This window comes from Streptomyces sp. NBC_01351 (genome assembly GCF_036237315.1).
In the GTDB taxonomy this organism is placed as follows: Bacteria; Actinomycetota; Actinomycetes; order Streptomycetales; family Streptomycetaceae; genus Streptomyces.
The window spans coordinates 2950783-2971444 of record NZ_CP108356.1 but is presented as its reverse complement, the minus strand read 5'-3'; the positions used below and the strand labels follow the sequence as shown (position 1 = coordinate 2971444).

Below are 20662 nucleotides of genomic sequence, written 5' to 3'. Positions count from 1 at the left end.
GCGGAGCCCCGGTTCGGGAAGGGGCGGGGTGGGGAAGGCTCCGCGCAGCGGCCCCGCCCCGCGCCCCGAGGGGTGGGGGCCGCCGGGGACGGGGGCTGCGTTCGGCGCCTCAGGCCAGACCGCGGCGGGCGACCGCCGGGGGCCGGTGGCCCTGGATCGAGGCGACCATGTCCAGGATCTGCCGGGTCTCGGCGACCTCGTGGACGCGGTAGACCTGCGCGCCGAGCCACGCCGAGACGGCCGTCGTGGCCAGGGTGCCCAACAGGCGCTCCTTGACCGGCCTGTCGAGGGTCTCGCCGACGAAGTCCTTGTTGGAGAGGGAGACCAGGACCGGCCAGCCCGTCGCCGTCATCTCGCCCAGCCGGCGCGTGGCCTCCAGCGAGTGGCGGGTGTTCTTCCCGAAGTCGTGGCCCGGGTCGATCATGATCGCGTCCCGGCGGACGCCCAGTGCCGCCGCCCGCTCCGCCAGCCCGACCGTGACGCGCAGGATGTCCTCCATCACGTCCTCGTACGCGACCCGGTGCGGCCGGGTGCGCGGCTCCACCCCGCCCGCGTGGGTGCACACCAGGCCCACGTCGTAGCGCGCCGCGACCTCCGCCAGCTTGGGGTCCACCCCGCCCCACGCGTCGTTCAGCAGGTCCGCCCCGGCCTCGCACACGGCCTCGCCGACCTCGTGCCGCCAGGTGTCCACGCTGATCACCACGTCGGGGTGGCGGCGCCGCACCTCGGCCACGAAGCCGACCGTACGCCGCGCCTCCTCGGCTGCGTCCACGTGCTCGCCCGGGCCCGCCTTGACCCCGCCGATGTCGATGATCGCGGCGCCCTCGGCGACCGCCTGCTCGACGCGGTCCAGGGCCGGCTCGTCGAGGAACGTCGCGCCCTGGTCGTAGAAGGAGTCCGGAGTCCGGTTCACGATGGCCATGATCACCGGCTCGTGGGTGTCGAACTCGCGCCTGCCCAGTCGCAGCATCCTGCTCTTTCCTCCTTCGGCGGCCTTTGCGCCTCGTCTGCGACCTTAACCTGGTGGCCGGAGTCTCTCGTGGGGAGTTGATCGTGTTCTTCTTCTTGATGATCGCGCTGGTCGTGGTCGTGGCAGCGGTCACCCTTGCGGTGATCGGCGGCGGCTCGGAGGCCGTCCTGCCGGAAGCGGAGCCGGACCGGGTGGCCGACGCGCTGCCGGAGACCCGGCCCGTCGTACGGGCGGACATCGACGCGCTGCGGCTGCCCGTCGCCCCGCGCGGGTACCGGATGGCCGAGGTGGACGACGTACTGGACCGGCTGGCGGCGGAGCTGGCGGAGCGCGACGCGCGGATCGCCCAGCTGACGTCCCATCTCGCGGCCGGACCGCAGGACGCGGTGCCGGACCACGCGGACCGGGCCGAGCAGGCCGACCAGGTGGACCTGACCAAGCACGGCGAGCGATGAGCGTCGCGCTCGCGGGCCCGGACGGGGCCCTGCGCTGCCCGTGGGCGCTCTCTACGGAGGACTACGTCGCCTACCACGACACCGAGTGGGGCCGCCCGGTCCACGGCGACGACGCGCTGTACGAGCGGCTGTGCCTGGAGGCGTTCCAGTCGGGCCTGTCGTGGATCACGATCCTGCGGCGGCGCGAGGGCTTCCGGAAGGCCTTCGCGGCCTTCGAGATCGCGGCGGTCGCGGAGTTCGGACCGGCGGACGCGGAGCGCCTCCTCGCCGACGAGGGGATCATCCGCAACCGCGCCAAGATCGAGGCGACCCTCGCCAACGCGAAGGTGCTCGCCGGGTGGGAGCCGGGCGAGCTGGACGCGCTGATCTGGTCGCACGCCCCTTCGATGCCCGGCCGGGCCCCGCGGACCATCGCCGACGTCCCGGCGGTCACCCCCGAGTCCACCGCGCTGGCCAAGGCGCTGAAGAAGGCCGGCATCCGCTTCGTCGGCCCCACGACCGCCTACGCCCTGATGCAGGCCTGCGGCCTGGTCAACGACCACCTGGCCGACTGCGCCTCCCGCGACCCCGCCTGACCGGGCCCGGTGGCCCGCTGGTATCCAGTCCGCATGGACACCGAATACGCCCTCCTGCTCGGCACGGGCACGCCCCCGCTCGGCTGGGACGCCGTACGCGCCTTCGAGGCGGAGCACGCGATCGTGCTCCCCGAGCCGTACCGGACGTTCGTGGCGGAGATCTGCGACGGATCCCTCGCCGGGCCCCCGCACTACGGGCTGCTCCCGCTGGCGGCCATGCCGGCCGACTGGGGGCACGGCCGCCGCGAGCGGTTGCTCGCCGAGCCCTTCCCGCTGACGGAGCCGTGGCCCTGGGAGGACGACGAGGGCGAGGAGAGCGTCGAGGAGTTCGAGGCGCGGCTCGCCCCGGTCTTCGACCACGGCTCGATCGTGCTCGGCACCGACGGCTGCGGGATGAACTGGCACCTCGTCGTCACCGGAGCGGACCGCGGCCGCGTCTGGCTCATCACCGGCGAGGGAGCCCTCCCCTTCGCCGGAGGATTCGCCGAATGGGTCGGCCACTGGGCAGCCGGCCGGGACTGGTTCGACACCGAGTAACCCACCCAGGCCGGGCCGCCAGCCCCCGACCCCGCCCCGGCTGGGCCGGCCCCGGCCGCAACCGGCCGCAACCGGCCCGCGCCGGGAGGAGCGGCCTAGCGGCCCAGGTACTTCGGCGGCTGCTTCGCGAGGAAGGCCTGGACGGCGATGGAGTGGTCCTCGGAGGCGCCCGCGCGGGTCTGCAGGACGTCCTCGTGCTCCAGGGCCTCCGCGAGGGAGTGCGAGGCCCCGTAGGCCAGGGACTCCTTCAGCGCGGCGTACGCGACGGTCGGACCGGCGGCCAGGGCGCGGGCCACGGCCTCGGCCTCGGCGTGCAGCGACTCCGCGGGCACCAGGCGGTTGGCGATGCCGAGCTCGAACGCCTCCTGGGCCTTCACCGAGCGCGGGAAGAGCAGCAGGTCCGAGGCCCGGGAGGCGCCGATCAGGCGGGGGAGGGTCCAGGAGACCCCGGAGTCGGCGGTCAGCGCCACCCCGGCGAACGAGGTGTTGAACGACGCGGTGTCCGCGACGACCCGGAAGTCGGCCGCGAGCGCGAAACCGAAGCCGGCCCCGGCCGCGACGCCGTTGACCCCGGCCACCACGGGCTTCGGCATCTCCGTCAGCGCCCGGACGATCGGGTTGTAGTGCTCCGCGACCGTGCTCATCGTCAGCGAGGAGCCGGTCTCGCGGTCCGCCGCGAGGTTCCCGATGTGCTCCTTGAGGTCCTGACCCACGCAGAAGGCCCGGGTGCCGGCCGCGGTCAGCAGCACGGCCCGTACCGCCGGGTCCGCTGCCGCCGCCCGGACCGCGTCGCGCAGGGCGACCTTGGCCTCGGTGTTCATGGCGTTCATCGCGTCCGGGCGGTTGATCGTGACGGTCGCGAGTCCGTCGCTCACTTCGTAGAGCACGCTGTCGGCCATGGCAGGGGGTCCCCCTTCGTCGCGGGCTTGGCTACCGGCCGGTACCGGACGGTGCAAGGGCCAGCATGGCGGACCGGACGGCACGCGCACATGTGATGTGCGTCAAAGAAACGGCACCGTAGTGGTGGGCTGCAGCGGCGAAGTATCGCAGCTGGGTCCCCGAAATGAGTGGTTTTGGCCGAGCGCGTTGCCGAAGCGTTCACCGGCGATGTTGGTCATCGGGTCCTGACATGCGGGATAATGGCCGGGAAGCAATGTGTTCGATGCCGGGTACTAGGCGCCTGAATGGGGCCGTCGGCTGACGATGAGCTGGTTTCAGGAAGGGGAACGAGCATGGCGGCCATGAAGCCGCGGACGGGCGACGGCCCGCTCGAGGTCACCAAGGAGGGGCGGGGCATCGTCATGCGCGTACCGCTCGAGGGCGGCGGTCGGCTTGTCGTCGAGCTGACCCCGGACGAGGCGGACGCCCTGGGTGACGCCCTGAAGAAGGTCGTCGGCTGACACGTCGGCACCAACTGCATTCTGCATTCTCTGCGCTGCCCCGATCGCGATGAGCGATCGGGGCAGCGTTGTGTCCAGGACCTGACGCTGGCCTTGATCATGACCGCCGGAGCCGTGCCGTGACGTTTTCCCCGCCCGCCCCGCCCGCCTTCGCGGACTGCACCCCCCGCCAGAAGGCGGCCCGGATCCTCACCGACGCGCTGGCGCCGGCGAACCTGGTCGTGGGCCTGCTCCTGCTGATCGGCTGGCACAGCACGCTTTCCTGGGCCGGCCTCGGCTGGGGGCTGCTCGGCGCTCTGTTCTGCGGGGTGGTCCCGATCGGGATCATCGTGCTCGGCGTGCGCCGCGGGGCGCTGACCGATCAGCACATACGCGTACGGCGCCAGCGGGTGGTCCCGATGGCGCTGAGCCTGCTCTCCGTCGCCGCCGGGATCACGCTCCTGCGCGTGCTCGGAGCTCCGGCGGACGTCTTCGCCCTCGTCGTCGCGATGCTCGTCGGCCTGGTCTCGTCCCTGCTGGTGACCGTCGGCTGGCAGATATCCATCCACATGTCGGTGGCCGGCGGCACCGTGATGATCCTGCTCCTCGTCTTCGGAGCGCCGGTGCTCCCCGCGGCCCTGCTCGCGGCGGCCGTCGGGTGGTCGCGGCTGGTGCTGAAGGCGCACACCCCGGCTCAGCTCCTCGCCGGAGCCGCTCTGGGCGGCACGGCGGCCCTGACCTTCGCGCTGCTGCGCTGACGGGCCGTAGGGGCGTACAGGGCTTGCGTTTTTACGGGGCCTACGGGTCTACGGGCCTACGGCCGCGGGCTCAGCGGCGTACGGCGCACAGCAGGCCGTCGCCCACCGGGAGCAGCGCGGCCTCCAGGGCCGGGCTCTCGCGGACGCTGCGCAGCAGCTCGCGGACGCGGAGCACCTCCACGGGCTGGGCCGCGGAGTCGACCGTACGGCCGTCGGAGAAGACTCCCTCGAAGCACACCAGTCCGCCCGGGCGCAGCAGGCGCAACGATTCAGCGAGGTAGTCGAGGGACTCGGAGGGGTCCCCGTCGCAGAAGACGAGGTCGTACCCGCCGTCGGCGAGCCGGGGCAGTACGTCGAGGGCGCGGCCGGGGATGAAGCGGGCGCGGTTGCCCGCGAAGCCGGCGGCGCGGAAGGCCTGGCGGGCGAAGGCCTGCCGGTCCGGTTCGGGATCCACCGTGGTCAGCACCCCGTCGGGGCGCATTCCGTGGAGCAGGTGGATGCCGGAGACGCCGGTTCCGGTGCCGATCTCGGCGACCGCCTTGGCGTCCGCGGTGGCGGCCAGCAGGCGCAGCGCGGCCCCGGTACCGGGGGAGACCGAGCGCAGGCCCGCTTCCCTGGACCGGTCGCGGGCCCACCGCAGAGCGTCGTCCTCGGCGACAAACGCGTCGGCGAACGCCCAGCTCGTCTGCCGGTTGCCGGTAATGACCCTCTCCTGTCCCCATAGTTGGCGCAACGGTGACTGTATCCGTTGGCGTCGGGAACCCGCAGATGGGACCGGGCGTTGTGAGGGGTGGAGACGGGATCAGAAGGGACGGCGCCGGGCAGATCGCCAGCCGGGACCGCTCCGAGATCTAAGAACCGCGTAAAGATAGAGCAAAAAGGCTTATCCGGAGCTGACAGAGGGGGTGGCTATGGTAGGGACTCCGCTGGACACCACCAGAGCCGACAGGGGAGGTGCGGCTGCGCCTGTGGATCGTGGGGGCGTGTTGAGACGCCTCTTCTGGTCGGCCGGTGAGCCGAAATCCGTGACCTACATTGCTGACAGCTTCCACACCGCCACCGCAACCACCGCGACCTTTGCCGCCGATGCGGGCTCCCAGGCGTGGACCCCTCCCTCGTGGGAGGAGATCGTCAGCACGCACAGCGCGCGGGTCTACCGCCTTGCCTACCGTCTGACGGGCAACCAGCACGACGCCGAGGACCTGACCCAAGAGGTCTTCGTCCGTGTCTTCCGCTCGCTGTCCACGTACACGCCCGGCACCTTCGAGGGCTGGCTGCACCGCATCACCACGAACCTCTTCCTGGACATGGTGCGCCGCAAGCAGCGGATCCGCTTCGACGCGCTCGCCGACGACGCCGCCGAGCGGCTGCCGAGCCGCGAGCCGAACCCCCAGCAGGTGCTGCACGACACCCACTTCGACGCGGACGTCCAGCAGGCGCTGGACACCCTCGCGCCCGAGTTCCGCGCGGCCGTGGTGCTGTGCGACATCGAGGGCCTGTCGTACGAGGAGATCGCCGCCACCCTCGGCGTGAAGCTCGGCACCGTGCGCAGCCGCATCCACCGGGGCCGCTCGCACCTGCGCAAGGCGCTCAAGCACCGTTCCCCCGAGGCCCGCGCCGAGCAGCGCGCGCTCGCGGGTGCGTCGGTGGGTGCGCCCGGCGCCGGGGGAGAGGGCGGAGCCGAGTGAGCGGAGTCAGTCCGTCCCCCGCCGAACAGCACCTGGGCGACCGGCTCGCCGCCCTGGTGGACGGGGAGCTGAACCACGACGCCCGCGAGCGGGTACTGGCCCACCTGGCGACGTGCGCCAAGTGCAAGGCCGAGGCCGACGCGCAGCGCCGGCTGAAGAGCATGTTCGTGGAGAGCGCGCCGCCGCCGCTGTCCGCCGGTCTGCTGGCACGGCTGCAGGGGCTGCCGGGTGGCGGTCTCGACGGCCCGTCCGGCCTCATGGGGCCGCCCGGTTCGGCGGGTCCCGGCGGTCCAGGCGGTCCCGGCGGCGATCAGCCGGCCGATCCCTTCGGCTCGTTCGCGTACGCCCTGGCGCCTTCGTCCCTCCGGCCGCAGGAGCAGGGCTTCCGGATCCATGAAGTCGGCCGTCCGCGCCGCCGGTTCGCCTACGTCGCGGCGGGAGCCGTGTCGCTGGCCGCGCTCGCCCTGGGCGGTGCGCTGCCGATGGAGATCGCCGAGCCGAACGTCCGCGGTACGACACACCCGGCCGGGCCCGTCCCCGCCTCCCGGCCCGGCCCCGTGGTCTCCGTGGCCGACGCCGCGGTCCGCGACCGGGAGCCGTCGCCCGCCACCGGCCCGACCCTCCTGTCGACCCTGGCGACCCCGCTGCCGCCGCTGCACCCCACCCCCTCGGGTACCCCGCGCCCGGTCTCCCTGCTGCGCTGACCCGGGACCTGATTGAATCTGCGGCACATGCGCATAGGTACGCGGGGAGCGCCCATGGCCGACAGGCAGCAGACCGAACCGGCTCCGTCGTGGTGGAGCCGGCCCCAGGGCGTGGCCGAGGGCCGCGGGGAAGGTGTCCCGGCCCCGAGGCCCGAGGGCGGGACCGACAGCGGCCCTGAAAGCGGTCCCGAGGGCCCGGTTCGGGAGGGCGCGGGTCAGGGGCCGGTCCAGGACGCGGGCGGGCAGCAGGAGACGGCCCACGGGGTGCGGTACGACCCGTGGGGCGCCCAGCCCCTCCAGGTCGTCGACCGGGGCCGCGAGGGGCGCGGATTCAGGCTCTGGCAGGTGGTGGCCCTCAGCGTGGGCACCGCCCTGCTCGCGGGCGGCATCGGCGGCTACCTCGGCGTGCTCGCCGAGCGGCAGAGCAGTACCCGGCTGGAGCTGCCCCAGGCGGGGATCGCGGACAAGGGCCGGGCACCGGACAGCGTGGCCGGCATCGCGGCCACGGCGCTGCCCGGGGTGGTCACCCTGCACGTGCGGAGCGACAAGGGCGGCGGCACGGGAACCGGCTTCGTACTCGACCAGCAGGGTCACATCCTGACCAACAATCACGTGGTCGCCGACGCCAAGGAGATAGCGGTCACCTTCAGCACCGGCGAGAGCGTCACCGCCGAGCTGGTCGGCCGCGACTCCGGATACGACCTGGCCGTGGTCAAGGTCAGCGGGGTGCGCGGGCTCCAGCCGCTGAGCCTCGGCAACTCGGAGAACGTGAAGGTCGGCGACCCGGTGGTGGCCATCGGCGCCCCCTTCGACCTGTCCAACACCGTCACCGCCGGCATCATCAGCGCCACCGGCCGGCCCGTCACCGCGGGCGGGGACAAGGGCGACGGCAGCGACATCAGCTACGTCGACGCCCTCCAGACCGACGCCCCCATCAACCCGGGCAACTCCGGCGGCCCCCTCCTCGACTCCAAGGCCCACGTGGTCGGCATCAACAGCGCGATCCGGGGCGCCGACAAGGACGACCCCGACCGGCAGGGCGGCTCGATCGGCCTCGGCTTCGCGATCCCCATCAACCAGGGCAAGCGCGTCGCCGAAGAACTCATCCGCACCGGCCGGGCCACGCACCCCGTGATCGGCGTCACCCTCGACATGGAGTACACGGGCGACGGAGCCCGGGTCGGGGACAAGGCCGAGGACGGCAAGCCGTCCGTGGTCTCCGGCGGGCCCGGCGCCCGCGCCGGGATCAAGGCCGGCGACGTGATCACCAAGGTGGACGGGCAGCGCGTACGGGGCGGTGACGAGCTCATCGTGAAGATCAGGGCCCACCGGCCGGGAGACCGGCTGACGCTGACCGTGCTCCGCGAGGGCCGGGAGCGGACGCTGGACGTCGTCCTGGGATCGGCGAACGGCTCGTGAGCACCGCATGACGGGCGGGTGAAACCAGTACCGGGCGCTCACGCGGGTATGGGCGCGCGGAGAAGGCCGGGTACCGTGTGTCGGGGCCCGCAGTGACAGAGAGCCGAGGAGCGGCAAGGTGTTCAACGACATAGGCGCACTCGAACTGGTCACGATCGTGGTGCTCGCCATCCTCGTCTTCGGACCGGACAAGCTGCCCAAGGTCATCCAGGACGTCTCCGGGGTCATCCGGAAGATCCGCGCGTTCTCCGACAGCGCCAAGCAGGACATCCGCTCCGAACTCGGCCCGGAATTCAAGGACTTCGAGTTCGAGGACCTGAACCCGAAGAACTTCATCCGCAAGCAGCTGACGGAGAACGAGGACCTCAAGGAGATCCGGACCAGCTTCGACCTCCGCAAGGAGCTGAACGACGTCACCGACGCCGTCAACAGCAAGGAGGCCGACCCGGCTGCCGCCTCCCCGGGTGCCGCCGCCACGCCCGCCGGCGCCGGCCCGGACCTGCTGAAGAAGCCCGCCGCGCCCGCCGTCGACCAGCGCTCCCGCTTCGACGCCGACGCCACCTGAGATTGCGCCTGCCCGACGATCCGGGGTCCGATGGCTATCCTCCATCTGTCCGGATGTAGGACGCCCGAGGGGGGCGGGCCGTTCCGGACCCCACGGAACGAGAGGCCGCCCCATGGAGACGACGAGCAGTAGCCGGGTAGGTGCGCAGACCGCCGAGGCCGCCGCGCCCGCCCCCGCCGCCGAACCCGCACAGGATCCGCAGACCGCCCCGCAACAAACGCAGCAACCGCAGCCGCAGCAGCCGCCGCAGGATGCCACCGCGCCCGTCCCGGCGGCCCGCCGGACCGCCGAGGGCTACCTGAGGGCCGACTTCCCCTGGTACGGGCTGGACGGGGCCTTCAGCGGCCCCCGCTGGCTCATGCAGGTCGGCACCGGCGCCGACGGCACCGTGGAGCACGGCTCCACCGGCCACGGCGACGAGCCGTCCGCCCGCGGTGAGATCGCCACCGGCGAGAAGGAGCGCTTCGCGGTGGTCGTCACCGTCGCGAGCAACCCGCTGCGCCGCAGCGGTGACGGCACCGGCGTCCTGGAAGCCACCTCGGTCTCCTCGGCGGCCTGGCTGGCCGGCTCCGGACTGCTGGCCTACAGCTGGCCGGGGCAGATGGACCACTCCCTGCGCAACGACTGGCTGGACCAGCAGACGGAGGCCGCGTGGGAGCTCGCCGACGATCTGGGCGGCGAGGACTGGTCGACGCTGTCGCTGCCGGTGGACGGCGAGCCGACGCCGTTTCACTACCGTGAGTCGGAGTTCGGGTGGGTGCTCGCCGGGTCCACGCGGGGCGGCGTCCATCTGGGTGCGTACGGGCGGGGGATGAGCGCGTACGGGCTCGGGTTCTCGGTGATCGCCGACCTCGGGGCGTACGAGTAGCCCGACCGGTGCGGGTAAGCGGAAGGGCACCGCTGGTCGGCGGTGCCCTTTGCGCTGCGCGGCCCGTGCGGGCCGCCTGTGGTGCCGGTGTGCCCACCCGTGCCGCCCTGCGGCACGATTGCCCACACCTCGGTCAGATCAGAACTTGTTCCTCGGGGTGATGCCCAGGGACATGCCCGAGAGGCCTCGGGCGCGGCCGCCGAGCTTGCCGGCGATGGCGCGCAGGGCCGCGCCGGCCGGGGAGTCCGGGTCGGACAAGACGACGGGCTTGCCCTCGTCGCCGCCCTCGCGCAGGCGCACGTCGATCGGGATGGAGCCGAGCACCGGGACCGTCGCGCCGATCGTCTTCGTCAGGCCGTCGGCGACCTTCTGGCCGCCGCCCGAGCCGAACACGTCGACCATCTCGTCGCAGTGCGGGCACGGCAGGCCCGACATGTTCTCGACGACGCCGACGATCTTCTGGTGGGTCTGTACGGCGATCGAGCCGGCCCGCTCCGCGACCACGGCCGCGGCCTGCTGCGGGGTGGTGACCACGAGGATCTCGGCGTTGGGCACCAGCTGGGCCACCGAGATCGCGATGTCACCCGTGCCCGGCGGCAGGTCCAGCAGCAGTACGTCCAGGTCGCCCCAGAACACGTCGGCCAGGAACTGCTGGAGCGCGCGGTGCAGCATCGGGCCGCGCCACACCACCGGCGCGTTGCCCGGGGTGAACATGCCGATGGAGATGACCTTCACGCCGTGCGCGGACGGCGGCATGATCATGTTCTCGACCTGGGTGGGGCGGCCGTCGACGCCCAGCATGCGCGGCACGCTGTGGCCGTAGATGTCCGCGTCGACCACGCCGACCTTCAGACCGTCCGCCGCCATCGCCGCGGCCAGGTTGACGGTGACCGAGGACTTGCCCACGCCGCCCTTGCCGGACGCGACCGCGTACACACGGGTCAGCGAGCCCGGCTTGGCGAACGGGACCTCGCGCTCGGCGGTGCCGCCGCGCAGCGTGGCCGCCAGCTCCTTGCGCTGCTCGTCGCTCATCACGTCGAGGGTGACGGCGACGGAGGTGACGCCCGCGACCTTCTCGACGGCCTCGGTGACCAGCTTGGTGATGGTCTCGCGCATGGGACAGCCCGACACGGTCAGGTAGACGGTGACGGCGACCGCTCCGCCGTCGCCGATCTCCACCGATTTGACCATGCCGAGCTCGGTGATCGGCCGGTGGATCTCGGGGTCGTTCACCGTCGCCAGCGCGTCCAGGATCGCGTCCTGCTCGGGCACGGCGGCGGCGGTGGAGCTTGTGTCGGTAGCCATGCCCCGATGGTACGGCTCGGTAGCAGGCCTCGGGAAAGCCCGTCAGCGGTCGCCTTCGTCACGTTCGGCGGGGAATAGCCGCCGCTCGTCCATCTCCTTGATCAGGTCCTGGAACTCGGACCGGATCCAGTCGCGCGTGGCGACCTCGCCCAGGCCCATCCGCAGGGCCGCGATCTCCCGCGTCAGGTACTCGGTGTCGGCGATGGAGCGCTCGTTCTGCTTGCGGTCCTGCTCCAGGTTGACCCGGTCCCGGTCGTCCTGCCGGTTCTGCGCGAGCAGGATCAGCGGGGCCGCGTACGAGGCCTGGAGCGAGAGCATCAGCGTCAGGAAGATGAACGGGAACTCGTCGAAGCGCAGCTCCTTCGGCGCGAAGACGTTCCACAGCACCCAGACGATGATGACCAGCGTCATCCAGACGATGAACCGGCCCGTGCCGAGGAACCGCGCGACCTTCTCCGAGAGCTTGCCGAAGGCCTCCGGGTCGTACTCCGGCAGCAGCCGCCGCCGTGACGGCCGCGGCAGGTCGAGACGGACCCGCGACCGGGTCAGCGCGCTCGCCCCGGCGCTCGGGCCGGACTTCCCGGCGCGCTCGGCGGAACGCTCCGCCGCTTCCGCCGCCAGCCCCTGCTCGCGCGCTTGCGTCCGCGCCTGCTCGCGCCGCTCCCGGATCTGCTCCCGGCGCCGCTCGCGCGCCTGCTCGCCGCGCCCCCGCTCGAAGCGCCCTCGCTCAGTGCCCACCCACGGCCTCCTCGGAGTGGAAGTCCGTCTCCCGCCAGTCGTCCGGCAGCAGGTGGTCCAGTACGTCGTCCACCGTCACCGCGCCGAGCAGCGAGCCGCTCTCGTCGACGACCGGCACCGCGACCATGTTGTAGGCGGCGAGGTGCGTGGTCACGGCGGGCAACGAGGCGTCCGGCCGCAGCGGCGGCAGGTCCGTGTCCACGATCGAGCTGACCAGCGTGAACGGAGGATCGCGCAGCAGCCTCTGGAAGTGCACCGTGCCCAGGTACTTGCCCGTCGGCGTCTCGTCCGGCGGCCGGCACACGTACACCTGCGCCGCCAGTGCCGGCGACAGGTCCGCCTGCCGTACGCGGGCCAGCGCGTCCGCGACGGTCGCGTCCGGGCGCAGCACGATCGGCTCGGTGGTCATCAGACCGCCGGCGGTGTTCTCCTCGTAGGACAGCAGGCGCCGCACGTCGGCCGCGTCGTCCGGCTGCATCAGCGTCAGCAGCCGCTCCTTGTCGACCTCCGGCAGCTCGGACAGCAGGTCCGCCGCGTCGTCCGGGTCCATCGCCTCCAGGACGTCCGCGGCGCGCTCCTCCTTGAGCTTGCCGAGGATCTCCACCTGCTCGTCCTCGGGGAGCTCCTCCATGACGTCCGCGAGCCGGTCGTCGTCGAGGGCGTTGGCCACCTCGGCGCGCCGCTTCGGCGTCAGGTGGTGCAGGACGTTCGCCACGTCGGCCGGGCGCATCTGCTCGAAGGTGGCGACCAGGTTCTCGGCGCCCTGCCCGTGCTCCTCCAGGGAGAAGCCCGTCACCGCCGACCACTCCACCGTCAGGGTCTCGCCGCGCCGGCGCAGTGCGCCGCCCTTGCCCTTGCGTACGAAGATCCGGTCGATCTCCCAGTCCCGGCGGGCCGGCAGCTGCTGGATGGCCACGTCGAGGACGGTGACCTCCTCGCCGGTCGCGGTCAGCTGCACCCGGCGGTCGAGCAGCTCGCCGAGGACCAGCCGTTCGGTGGGGCGCTGCTCGAAGCGCCGCATGTTGACGACACCGGTGGTGATGACCTGCCCGGACTCCACGCCCGTGACCCGGGTCATCGGCAGAAAGATCCGGCGCCGGCTGACCACCTCGACCACCAGCCCCAGCAGGCGCGGCGGCCGGCCGCCGACGCGCAGCATCGCCACGAGGTCGCGGACCCGCCCGACCTGGTCGCCGTTGGGGTCGAACACGGGCACACCCGACAGATGCGAGACGAAGATCCGCGGGGCGCCACCAGCCATCCGAGCGCCTCCTAGAGCGTCCCTCAACAGTCCTGCCGCCCCTCAGGCTAGCCCGTGCCCGGTGCAAGCGTCCTGGTGGGGCGGTCCGCCCGGGGGCCCCAGGTAGCCGGGGCGCGGTCACGGCCGGCCGTGCGCCGCCCGGTACGCTGCCTGCTGCTCGCAGAACGACCGACGAGAGGCACCTGCCCGTGACCGCCTACTTCCCTGCCGCGCGCCTGCGTCGGGCCGCCTTCATCGGTGCGTTGTGCGCGGGACTCGCCGTCACCGGCACGGGCTGCGGATCGGATCCGGACGAGGGCACGAACGGGGTAGGCAAGCTCTCCGCCGACAAGATCGAGGAGAAGGCGAAGGCCGCCGCGACGGGCGCCGGCTCGGTCCACCTGTCCGGCACGCTGGTGAGCGGCGGCAAGTCCTTCACCCTCGACATGCGGCTGAAGTCGGAGGGCGGATCGGGCGAGGTGAAGTCGCAGGACGACACCTTCCAGCTGCTGCGGGTGGGGGAGCAGCTGTACCTGAAGGCGAGCGCCGCGTTCTGGGGCCAGTCCGACTCGGCCGGCAAGCTCGGCGACAAGTACGTGAAGGTGCCCGAGAGCGACCCCGCGTACAAGCAGTTCCGCGGGTTCACCGACATGCAGGTCCTGCTGGACGGGCTGCTCGGTCTTGAGGGCAAGCTCGCCAAGGGCGACTACACCAAGGTCGGCCAGACCCGCGCGGTCCAGGTCACGGCGGACGAGGGCAAGGGCGGCAAGCTGTCGGTCTCCCTGGAGGGGACCCCGTACCCGCTGCTCATGGAACGCGCGGGCGGCGCGGGGCGGGTGGAGCTCGCGGAGTGGGGCAAGGCGTTCCCGCTGGACCCGCCGGCGCAGGACCAGACGGTGGACTACGGGTCGCAGCTGCCGACCACCAAGGACCAGGGTGGTGGCGGCTCCGCGCCGGCACCGGCGCCGTCCAAGGGCACGGGCCAGGGGGCCAACCCTACGAAGCCGTAGCCTCGCGGGGCGGTGCGGAGTGGGGGGTGCCGGCGCGGGGGGTCGGCTGCGCCGGGGCGTCTCCTCGGGCGTCGAACCTTTCCAGGGGTCGGTGGGCCGAGGGCGGTTGCGTTCGACGCCCTGCGGGGACGCCCCGACACACACCCGACCCCGTCACAGCCGGCCGGTGTCAGGCCTGTGCGGGCTTCTTGCGCTTCAGGAGGAGCTTCGGCAGGTGGGCCGGCATCGGGTGGCGGGTGATGGCCGGGGATGCGAGCGGGGCCGCGGCCAGGGAGTCGGTCGGGAGGGTGCCCAGGGCCTGGGGTTCGAGGCGGAGCAGCCGGCACTCCCGCGCCCAGCGGTCGGTCATGTCCTCCGAGTCGGGGGCGTTCAGCCGCTTGCCCTTGAGCTCGGCGACCGCCGCCGTCCACTCCTCACCGCGGGGTGCGAGCTCGCGCACGGTCGCGGTCCACGCGACGAGCCGGCCGCCCTTGTCCTTGCTCCGGACGGTCACTTCGGCGGCCGCACCGTCGGCGAGGCCGGGGAAGGGCTGCTCGCCGGGGCCGTCGCCCAGCACGTACGCCGAGCCGTCCACCCAGGCGTGCCACAGGGCACGGTCCGCCCCGGCGCCGCGGACCCAGATCAGGCCGGACTTCTTGGTGGCCTCCTCGACGAGGGCCAGGTCGAGCGTGCTGAGAGTCATGCGGACAGAGTAGCCACCCCCTAGAGCCAGCCGTGGCGTCGGAGGGCGCGGTGGATGGTGAGACAGATGCCGACGATCGAGGCCATCACGAGGGGATAGCCGTACTTCCACTGGAGCTCGGGCATGTGCTCGAAGTTCATCCCGTACACCCCGCAGATCATCGTCGGCACGGCGATGATCGCCGCCCACGAGGTGATCTTGCGCATGTCCTCGTTCTGGGCGACCGTCGCCTGCGCGAGATTGGCCTGGAGGATCGAGTTCAGCAGCTCGTCGAAGCCGACGACCTGCTCGTGGACGCGTGCCAGGTGGTCGGCGACGTCCCGGAAGTACTTCTGGATGTCCGGGTCCACCAGCCGCATCGGGCGCTCGCTCAGCAGCTCCATGGGCCGCAGCAGGGGGGAGACCGCCCGCTTGAACTCCAGCACCTCGCGCTTGAGCTGGTAGATCCGGCCCGCGTCACCGCCGCGCGCCACGCCCTTGGCCGGGGCGGCGAAGACCGCGCTCTCCACCTCGTCGATGTCGTCCTGGACGGCCGCCGCGACCGCGATGTAGCCGTCGACGACGTGGTCGGCGATGGAGTGCAGGACCGAGGAGGGGCCCTTGGAGAGGAGGTCCGGGTCGTCCTGGAGGCGGTGGCGCAGTCCCTTCAGGGAGCCCTGGCCGCCGTGCCGGACGGTGATGACGAAGTCGGGGCCGGTGAAGCACATCACCTCGCCGGTCTCCACCACCTCGCTGGTGGCGGTCAGTTCGGCGTGCTCGACGTAGTGGATCGTCTTGAAGACGGTGAAGAGGGTGTCGTCGTACCGCTCCAGCTTCGGCCGCTGGTGCGCGTGGACCGCGTCCTCCACGGCGAGGGGGTGCAGCCCGAAGGTGGCGGCGATCCCCGCGAACTCGGCCTCGGTCGGCTCGTGCAGGCCGATCCACGCGAAACCGCCGTCCTCGCGGACCCTGCGCATCGCCTCACGCGGCGTCAGACAGGCGGATCCGAGGGCGCGCCGGCCGTCGCGGTACACGGCGCAGTCGACCACGGCGCTGCTCGCCGACGGGTCGCGGGTGGTGTCGTAGCCGGGCTGGACGGGGGTGGACCTGCGGAGCGACGGACGGACGGCCGCACGCAGGTAGGGCAGCATCGACATGGCAGGCTCCTTCGCGCGCACGGCTGCGGACCGTACGGGTGGGAGACCTTCCGCGGGGCGCGGGCGGGCGGGCCCGGGGCGAGGCGGAAGGAACAGGACGGGAGGACAAAAGACGTGTCGCCGTCGCTCTTCTACTGATCAGAAGATCACAGGGGGCGGGAAGTGCCCGTCAGGGAAGCGGAAGAGCGATCGGTACTGCACGATCGACTTCGATCCATCGCAGCCCCACCTCCTCCGGCCGGTCCCCCGTGAGGGACGTCCTGTCGTCCGGAGCGTTGAACTGCACTTCTGCGTGCGGCCCGAACCAGCTGTCAACACTATCAGCCGACGGATGGTCAAGACCCGCCCTTTACCCGGCTGATACGAGTTCTATGCTCGCTCCATGGCAGAAATTCTGGCCCTCGTCGAGGCCCGGCTGCGCTCCGCGTTCGGCGAACCCGACGCCCGCGCCGCCGTCACCTTCCTGGGCACCGACCGCATCGAGGTACTCCGCTTCGCCGAGGGCGACCTCGTGCGGTACGCGACCCTCGGGATGTCCGCGCACCCCATGACCGACCCGACCGACGTCGTCGCCGACCCCGTACGCGGTCCGCGCGCCGAGCTCGTGCTGACCGTACGGGCGGGAATCGCACCCACCGACAAGCTGCTCCGGCCGCTTGCCGTGCTGGCGGCCTCCCCCCAGGTGGAGGGCCTGATCGTGGCCCCCGGCGCCTCGCTCGACGTGGGCGATCCGCTCTGGGACGGGGCCGCCTTCAGCTCCGTCCTCGTGGCCGAACCGGGGGGCCTGGTGGAGGACCTGGAACTGGACGAACCCATGGACCCGGTCCGCTTCCTCCCCCTTCTTCCGATGACCGCGAACGAGGCCGCCTGGAAGCGCGTCCACGGCGCGGCGGCCCTCCAGGAACGCTGGCTCGCCCGCGGCACAGATCTGCGGGACCCGCTGCGCAGCGCGGTCGCCCTGGACTGACCCGACCGGCAGCCCGGATGGGTGAGCCAGCCTTGACGGGCGGGCGGCCGGGGAGGAGCGTGGCTTCTTATGAGGGGTGAACCAAGTTGCCCGAAGTGCGGTGGCCGGGTCAGGGCGCCCGGACTCTTCTCCGACTCCTGGCAGTGCGCGGTGCATGGCGCTGTCTACCCTCTGCAACCAGTGATCCCGCCCAGTGTCGAAGGCCTGAGCGTGGTCGTGCACCGTGCGCAGGTGCCGGTGTGGATGCCGTGGCCGTTGCCGGTGGGGTGGCTGTTCACCGGGGTCGCCTCCGCCGGTGACGACCGCAGCGGGGGCCGGGCGACGGCCGTGGCCTGCTCGGGTCCCGGTCCGCTCGGTGGCATGGGCGAGCTGCTGCTGGTCGCCGAGGAGCTGGGAGTGGGGCTCGGAGCACGGTTCGCGGGCATCGACGGCCTCGACCCCGGCCCGCACATCGACGTATCGGACCCGCCGCACGCCAAGGTGGCCGCGGCCGGCCGGCCGACACCGCTGTGGCACCTGAAGGGGGCACCCGACGACCGGGCCGTCTTCGCCGGCGAGGCGCGGGGCCTGTGGCTCTGGGCGATCGTCTGGCCGGAGCAGACCGGCCTCCTGATGTACGACGAGCTCGTCCTCACCGACCTCCGCGACGCGGGGGCCGAGCTCGAACTCCTCCCGTGCGGCGCCCTGAGCCCCCGCATCCTTAAGCCGACATAGCCCGCGCCCGGTCACGGCCGGCCCCCGCGCCGGCCGGGCTCCCGGCGCCACCCCCTCACCGGCCGCCCAGCGGAGCGTCCCGGCACGGTTATCCTGGAGTGTCTCCCCCAGCTACCGCTGGGAGGTGCCCCCACCCGTCCGTACGACCCCTGGAGCTCGGCTGTGCGCATCGACCTGCACGCCCACTCCACGGCCTCCGACGGTACGGACACCCCCGCCGAGCTGGTGCGCAATGCCGCTGCCGCCGGGCTGGACGTGGTCGCCCTGACCGACCACGACACCGTGGGCGGGTACGCGGAGGCGATCGCCGCGGTGCCGGCCGGGCTGACCCTGGTCACCGGGGCCGAGCTGTCCTGCCGCCTCGACGGGGTCGGGATGCACATGCTCGCGTACCTCTTCGACCCCGAGGAGCCGGAGCTTTCCCGCGAGCGCGAGCTCGTCCGGGACGACCGGACCCCGCGCGCGCAGACCATGGTCGGCAAGCTCCAGGACCTCGGCGTGGACGTCACCTGGGAGCAGGTGGCCCGGATCGCCGGTGAGGGCTCGGTCGGCCGGCCGCACATCGCGACCGCCCTCGTCGAGCTGGGCGTCGTGCCCACCGTGTCGGACGCCTTCACGCCCGACTGGCTCGCCGACGGCGGCCGCGCGTACGCGCAGAAGCACGAGCTCGACCCCTTCGACGCCATCCGCCTGGTCAAGGCGGCCGGCGGGGTCACCGTCTTCGCGCACCCCCTCGCAGTCAAGCGCGGCGAGTGCGTGCCCGAGGCCGCGATAGCCGAGCTGGCGGCCGCGGGCCTGGACGGCATCGAGGTGGACCACATGGACCACGACGCGGACACCCGCGCCCGGCTGCGCGCCCTGGCCGCGGACCTCGGCCTGCTGACCACCGGGTCCAGCGACTACCACGGCAGCCGCAAGACCTGCCGCCTCGGGGAGTACACGACCGACCCCGAGATCTACGGCGAGATCACGCGTCGTGCGACCGGGGCCTTCCCGGTGCCCGGCGCCGGCGGACGCGAGCGCTGACCGGCGGCCTTTTCGGCCTGCCCGCTCCACCCCTTCCGCGCTTCTTCACTTCTGCGCGATACCCCCATTTCGCGACACCCCTCTCCTGCAAGGCATCACTGTGTTTGATTTCGCCGTCTTCGGATCCCTCTTTCTCACGCTTTTCGTGATTATGGACCCCCCGGGGATCACGCCGATCTTCCTCGCCCTGACCTCCGGGCGCCCCGCCAAGGTGCAGCGCCGCATGGCCTGGCAAGCCGTCTGTGTGGCCTTCGGCGTCATCGCCGTCTTCGGTCTCTGCGGCCAGCAGATCCTGGACTACCTGCACGTCTCGGTGCCGGCGCTGATGATCGCCGGTGGTCTGCTGCTCCTGCTCATCGCGCTGGACCTGCTCACCGGCAAGACCGACGAGCCGAAGCAGACCAAGGATGTGAACGTGGCCCTCGTCCCGCTCGGGATGCCGCTGCTGGCCGGGCCGGGCGCGATCGTGTCCGTCATCCTCGCCGTGCAGAAGGCCGACGGGGTCTCCGGACAGGTCTCCGTCTGGGCCGCGATCGTCGCCATGCACGTCGTGCTGTGGATCACGATGCGCTACTCGCTGGTGATCATCCGGGTCATCAAGGACGGCGGCGTCGTCCTCGTGACGCGTCTCGCCGGCATGATGCTCTCCGCGATCGCCGTCCAGCAGATCATCAACGGCGTGCTCCAGGTGGTGCGCGGAGGCTGATCACGGCCCGCCGCACATGCGAACGCCCCCGCACCGTATCGGTGCGGGGGCGTGAACGTGTCGTGCGCAGCGTCAGTTGGACGTGCTCTCGGCCGGTCGGATCAGAATGCGCTGGCCAACGGCCGCGGCCTGCTGCACGATCCGGTTGACGGAGGACGCGTCCACGACGGTGCTGTCCACGGCGTTCCCGTCGACATCGTCCAGGCGCAGAATCTCGAAGCGCATGGGCCTCTCCCTTCGTCGGTGTTCTCCTTGCACAGGTGTTAACGAAGGGTAAGCCGCAATCATTCCCTACGCTAAGGAAATTTTTTCACTGGCTAACTACTAAGCGGTACGGGCATCCCCGGCGGCGTCCCAGAACGCGGCCAGCGCCCCCGCCGTCACCCGCGGCGACTCGGCGTTCGGCGAGTGCTCCGTGCCCGGTACGACGAACCGCTCCGCACCCAGCCGCCGCGCCATCGCGTCCATCAGCGGGACCGGCCACGCGTAGTCGACCTCGCCGGACAGGACCAGCTTCGGCAGCTCGACCCGGCTCAGCTCTTCCACCCGGTCGGGCTCGGAGATCAGCACCCGGCCCGTGACGATCAACTGCTCGGGCACGGTGGCCAGCCACCGCGCGCGCAGGAACCCCGCCAGCTCGGGGGAGTCCGCGACGGCGTCCTCGGGGTCCAGGGCCCGCATCGCCGCCCAGATGCCCGGCATGCTTTGATCGGGCGCAGTATCGCCCAGTGCCTCCAGGGCGGCGACCAGCAGCTTCGTACGGGCCTGCTGCTCCTCCGAGATCGCGGCCGGGCCACTGCTCATCAAGGTCAGAGAGGCGAAGGGCGCGGGGTCGCGCAGCACGGCGGCGCGCGAGATCAGCCCGCCCAGCGAGTGGCCGACCAGGTGCACCGGGCCGCCCGCCCCCAGCGCCGCGGCCTGGGCGAGGACGTCCTGCGCCAGCTCCTCCAGGGCGTACGGGGCCTCCTCGCGCGGCCCGGTGCTCTCGTGCTGCCCGCGCCCGTCGACGGCGACCACCCGGTACCCGGCGGCGGCCAGGGGCTCCAGGAGGCCGATGAAGTCCTCCTTGCTCCCCGTGAACCCGGGAACCAGCAGGGCGGTGCCACGCGCGGGCTCACCGGCCTCGTGCACGGCGAACTCGCCGCGGGCGGTGGTGAGGCGGTACGCGCGGGCGACGGACGGCAGGGTGAGGCGCGGCGGCTTGCTCATGGCCAGAGGTT

At 72.3% G+C, this 20662-nt stretch carries 25 protein-coding genes; 15 read left to right on the top strand and 10 right to left on the bottom strand.

Annotated elements, in window-relative coordinates:
* Positions 1 to 109: 109 nt before the first annotated feature.
* Positions 110 to 970 (bottom strand): dihydropteroate synthase, encoded by an 861-nt coding sequence (gene folP, locus OG625_RS13190; protein ID WP_329379590.1) that lies wholly within the window; start codon positions 968 to 970, stop codon positions 110 to 112.
* A gap of 77 nt (positions 971 to 1047) precedes the next feature.
* Here folP and OG625_RS13185 point away from each other — a divergent pair, with 77 nt between their 5' ends.
* Genes OG625_RS13185 through OG625_RS13175 form a run of 3 tightly spaced genes read left to right on the top strand, consistent with a single transcriptional unit; the run spans position 1048 to position 2537 of the window.
* Positions 1048 to 1425, top strand: coding sequence for a DivIVA domain-containing protein (locus tag OG625_RS13185; RefSeq protein WP_329390631.1), 378 nt, complete (start codon positions 1048 to 1050; stop codon positions 1423 to 1425).
* Complete coding sequence (locus OG625_RS13180; protein ID WP_329379587.1) at positions 1422 to 2000, top strand: DNA-3-methyladenine glycosylase I; 579 nt, start codon at positions 1422 to 1424, stop codon at positions 1998 to 2000. Before OG625_RS13185 ends, OG625_RS13180 begins: the two co-directional genes overlap by 4 nt.
* 33 nt (positions 2001 to 2033) lie before the next feature.
* Positions 2034 to 2537, top strand: a complete 504-nt coding sequence (locus OG625_RS13175) for an SMI1/KNR4 family protein (protein ID WP_329379584.1) — start codon at positions 2034 to 2036, stop codon at positions 2535 to 2537.
* Positions 2538 to 2632: 95 nt separating this feature from the next.
* Here OG625_RS13175 and OG625_RS13170 read toward each other — a convergent pair whose 3' ends face one another.
* On the bottom strand, positions 2633 to 3436 hold the full coding sequence (locus OG625_RS13170; protein ID WP_329379581.1) for an enoyl-CoA hydratase/isomerase family protein: 804 nt from the start codon (positions 3434 to 3436) through the stop codon (positions 2633 to 2635).
* 333 nt (positions 3437 to 3769) lie between these two features.
* Here OG625_RS13170 and OG625_RS13165 point away from each other — a divergent pair, with 333 nt between their 5' ends.
* Both OG625_RS13165 and OG625_RS13160 read left to right on the top strand, forming a co-directional pair.
* Positions 3770 to 3937 (top strand): DUF3117 domain-containing protein, encoded by a 168-nt coding sequence (locus OG625_RS13165; protein ID WP_003966491.1) that lies wholly within the window; start codon positions 3770 to 3772, stop codon positions 3935 to 3937.
* 119 nt (positions 3938 to 4056) lie between these two features.
* Positions 4057 to 4674, top strand: a complete 618-nt coding sequence (locus OG625_RS13160) for a hypothetical protein (protein WP_329379580.1) — start codon at positions 4057 to 4059, stop codon at positions 4672 to 4674.
* A gap of 70 nt (positions 4675 to 4744) precedes the next feature.
* On the opposite strand, the gene OG625_RS13155 is transcribed toward OG625_RS13160, so the two are convergent.
* On the bottom strand, positions 4745 to 5407 hold the full coding sequence (locus tag OG625_RS13155; RefSeq protein WP_329379577.1) for an O-methyltransferase: 663 nt from the start codon (positions 5405 to 5407) through the stop codon (positions 4745 to 4747).
* 178 nt (positions 5408 to 5585) lie between these two features.
* Between OG625_RS13155 and sigE the strand changes: the two genes are divergently transcribed.
* From sigE to OG625_RS13130, 5 genes are all read left to right on the top strand, one after another.
* Positions 5586 to 6362, top strand: coding sequence for an RNA polymerase sigma factor SigE (gene sigE, locus OG625_RS13150; RefSeq protein WP_329379574.1), 777 nt, complete (start codon positions 5586 to 5588; stop codon positions 6360 to 6362).
* Positions 6359 to 7066 (top strand): anti-sigma factor family protein, encoded by a 708-nt coding sequence (locus tag OG625_RS13145; RefSeq protein WP_329379572.1) that lies wholly within the window; start codon positions 6359 to 6361, stop codon positions 7064 to 7066. Before sigE ends, OG625_RS13145 begins: the two co-directional genes overlap by 4 nt.
* 54 nt (positions 7067 to 7120) lie before the next feature.
* The gene (locus OG625_RS13140; RefSeq protein ID WP_443067706.1) at positions 7121 to 8485 is read left to right on the top strand and encodes a S1C family serine protease; all 1365 of its coding nucleotides are present in this window, start codon (positions 7121 to 7123) and stop codon (positions 8483 to 8485) included.
* A 118-nt stretch (positions 8486 to 8603) separates the two neighbouring features.
* Positions 8604 to 9050 (top strand): sec-independent translocase, encoded by a 447-nt coding sequence (locus OG625_RS13135; RefSeq protein WP_329379568.1) that lies wholly within the window; start codon positions 8604 to 8606, stop codon positions 9048 to 9050.
* 112 nt (positions 9051 to 9162) lie between these two features.
* Positions 9163 to 9918, top strand: a complete 756-nt coding sequence (locus OG625_RS13130) for a hypothetical protein (protein ID WP_329379565.1) — start codon at positions 9163 to 9165, stop codon at positions 9916 to 9918.
* Between the two features lie 138 nt (positions 9919 to 10056).
* On the opposite strand, the gene OG625_RS13125 is transcribed toward OG625_RS13130, so the two are convergent.
* From OG625_RS13125 to OG625_RS13115, 3 genes are all read right to left on the bottom strand, one after another.
* The gene (locus OG625_RS13125) at positions 10057 to 11223 is read right to left on the bottom strand and encodes an Mrp/NBP35 family ATP-binding protein (protein ID WP_443067705.1); all 1167 of its coding nucleotides are present in this window, start codon (positions 11221 to 11223) and stop codon (positions 10057 to 10059) included.
* Between the two features lie 42 nt (positions 11224 to 11265).
* A complete protein-coding gene (locus OG625_RS13120) occupies positions 11266 to 11844 on the bottom strand; it encodes a DUF1003 domain-containing protein (protein WP_443067888.1) in 579 nt (192 codons plus the stop codon).
* Positions 11845 to 11950: 106 nt separating this feature from the next.
* Positions 11951 to 13222, bottom strand: coding sequence for a magnesium transporter MgtE N-terminal domain-containing protein (locus OG625_RS13115; RefSeq protein WP_329379562.1), 1272 nt, complete (start codon positions 13220 to 13222; stop codon positions 11951 to 11953).
* Between the two features lie 188 nt (positions 13223 to 13410).
* Between OG625_RS13115 and OG625_RS13110 the strand changes: the two genes are divergently transcribed.
* Complete coding sequence (locus OG625_RS13110; protein WP_329379560.1) at positions 13411 to 14211, top strand: hypothetical protein; 801 nt, start codon at positions 13411 to 13413, stop codon at positions 14209 to 14211.
* A 169-nt stretch (positions 14212 to 14380) separates the two neighbouring features.
* On the opposite strand, the gene OG625_RS13105 is transcribed toward OG625_RS13110, so the two are convergent.
* Together OG625_RS13105 and OG625_RS13100 are read right to left on the bottom strand one after the other, a co-directional pair.
* Positions 14381 to 14893, bottom strand: a complete 513-nt coding sequence (locus tag OG625_RS13105; protein WP_329379558.1) for a hypothetical protein — start codon at positions 14891 to 14893, stop codon at positions 14381 to 14383.
* A gap of 20 nt (positions 14894 to 14913) precedes the next feature.
* Positions 14914 to 16029, bottom strand: coding sequence for a magnesium and cobalt transport protein CorA (locus tag OG625_RS13100; protein ID WP_329379556.1), 1116 nt, complete (start codon positions 16027 to 16029; stop codon positions 14914 to 14916).
* A 382-nt stretch (positions 16030 to 16411) separates the two neighbouring features.
* Between OG625_RS13100 and OG625_RS13095 the strand changes: the two genes are divergently transcribed.
* The 4 genes from OG625_RS13095 to OG625_RS13080 all read left to right on the top strand — a co-directional run bounded on the left by OG625_RS13095 (position 16412) and on the right by OG625_RS13080 (position 19442).
* On the top strand, positions 16412 to 16996 hold the full coding sequence (locus OG625_RS13095) for a suppressor of fused domain protein (RefSeq protein ID WP_329379554.1): 585 nt from the start codon (positions 16412 to 16414) through the stop codon (positions 16994 to 16996).
* A gap of 69 nt (positions 16997 to 17065) precedes the next feature.
* Positions 17066 to 17710, top strand: coding sequence for a DUF6758 family protein (locus OG625_RS13090; RefSeq protein WP_329379550.1), 645 nt, complete (start codon positions 17066 to 17068; stop codon positions 17708 to 17710).
* Positions 17711 to 17872: 162 nt separating this feature from the next.
* The gene (locus OG625_RS13085; RefSeq protein ID WP_329379547.1) at positions 17873 to 18736 is read left to right on the top strand and encodes a PHP domain-containing protein; all 864 of its coding nucleotides are present in this window, start codon (positions 17873 to 17875) and stop codon (positions 18734 to 18736) included.
* A gap of 100 nt (positions 18737 to 18836) precedes the next feature.
* The gene (locus OG625_RS13080) at positions 18837 to 19442 is read left to right on the top strand and encodes a MarC family protein (RefSeq protein WP_329379545.1); all 606 of its coding nucleotides are present in this window, start codon (positions 18837 to 18839) and stop codon (positions 19440 to 19442) included.
* 72 nt (positions 19443 to 19514) lie between these two features.
* Here OG625_RS13080 and OG625_RS13075 read toward each other — a convergent pair whose 3' ends face one another.
* Positions 19515 to 19667, bottom strand: coding sequence for a hypothetical protein (locus OG625_RS13075; protein ID WP_329379542.1), 153 nt, complete (start codon positions 19665 to 19667; stop codon positions 19515 to 19517).
* Between the two features lie 99 nt (positions 19668 to 19766).
* Positions 19767 to 20651: an alpha/beta fold hydrolase gene (locus tag OG625_RS13070; protein ID WP_329379539.1), complete on the bottom strand. Its 885-nt coding sequence runs from the start codon at positions 20649 to 20651 to the stop codon at positions 19767 to 19769.
* Between the last annotated feature and the right edge of the window lie 11 nt (positions 20652 to 20662).

What these genes read in the sequence shown, in the direction of transcription:
- OG625_RS13105 (WP_329379558.1), bottom strand. Translation starts at nt 14,893, where the DNA reads ATGACTCTCAGCACGCTCGACCTGGCCCTCGTCGAGGAGGCCACCAAG.
- OG625_RS13175 (WP_329379584.1), top strand. Translation starts at nt 2,034, where the DNA reads ATGGACACCGAATACGCCCTCCTGCTCGGCACGGGCACGCCCCCGCTC.
- OG625_RS13130 (WP_329379565.1), top strand. Translation starts at nt 9,163, where the DNA reads ATGGAGACGACGAGCAGTAGCCGGGTAGGTGCGCAGACCGCCGAGGCC.
- OG625_RS13170 (WP_329379581.1), bottom strand. Translation starts at nt 3,436, where the DNA reads ATGGCCGACAGCGTGCTCTACGAAGTGAGCGACGGACTCGCGACCGTC.
- OG625_RS13075 (WP_329379542.1), bottom strand. Translation starts at nt 19,667, where the DNA reads ATGCGCTTCGAGATTCTGCGCCTGGACGATGTCGACGGGAACGCCGTG.
- OG625_RS13140 (WP_443067706.1), top strand. Translation starts at nt 7,121, where the DNA reads ATGGCCGACAGGCAGCAGACCGAACCGGCTCCGTCGTGGTGGAGCCGG.
- OG625_RS13115 (WP_329379562.1), bottom strand. Translation starts at nt 13,222, where the DNA reads ATGGCTGGTGGCGCCCCGCGGATCTTCGTCTCGCATCTGTCGGGTGTG.
- OG625_RS13095 (WP_329379554.1), top strand. Translation starts at nt 16,412, where the DNA reads ATGGCAGAAATTCTGGCCCTCGTCGAGGCCCGGCTGCGCTCCGCGTTC.
- OG625_RS13070 (WP_329379539.1), bottom strand. Translation starts at nt 20,651, where the DNA reads ATGAGCAAGCCGCCGCGCCTCACCCTGCCGTCCGTCGCCCGCGCGTAC.
- OG625_RS13100 (WP_329379556.1), bottom strand. Translation starts at nt 16,029, where the DNA reads ATGTCGATGCTGCCCTACCTGCGTGCGGCCGTCCGTCCGTCGCTCCGC.
- OG625_RS13125 (WP_443067705.1), bottom strand. Translation starts at nt 11,223, where the DNA reads ATGGCTACCGACACAAGCTCCACCGCCGCCGCCGTGCCCGAGCAGGAC.
- OG625_RS13090 (WP_329379550.1), top strand. Translation starts at nt 17,066, where the DNA reads ATGAGGGGTGAACCAAGTTGCCCGAAGTGCGGTGGCCGGGTCAGGGCG.
- OG625_RS13165 (WP_003966491.1), top strand. Translation starts at nt 3,770, where the DNA reads ATGGCGGCCATGAAGCCGCGGACGGGCGACGGCCCGCTCGAGGTCACC.
- folP (WP_329379590.1), bottom strand. Translation starts at nt 970, where the DNA reads ATGCTGCGACTGGGCAGGCGCGAGTTCGACACCCACGAGCCGGTGATC.
- sigE (WP_329379574.1), top strand. Translation starts at nt 5,586, where the DNA reads ATGGTAGGGACTCCGCTGGACACCACCAGAGCCGACAGGGGAGGTGCG.
- OG625_RS13180 (WP_329379587.1), top strand. Translation starts at nt 1,422, where the DNA reads ATGAGCGTCGCGCTCGCGGGCCCGGACGGGGCCCTGCGCTGCCCGTGG.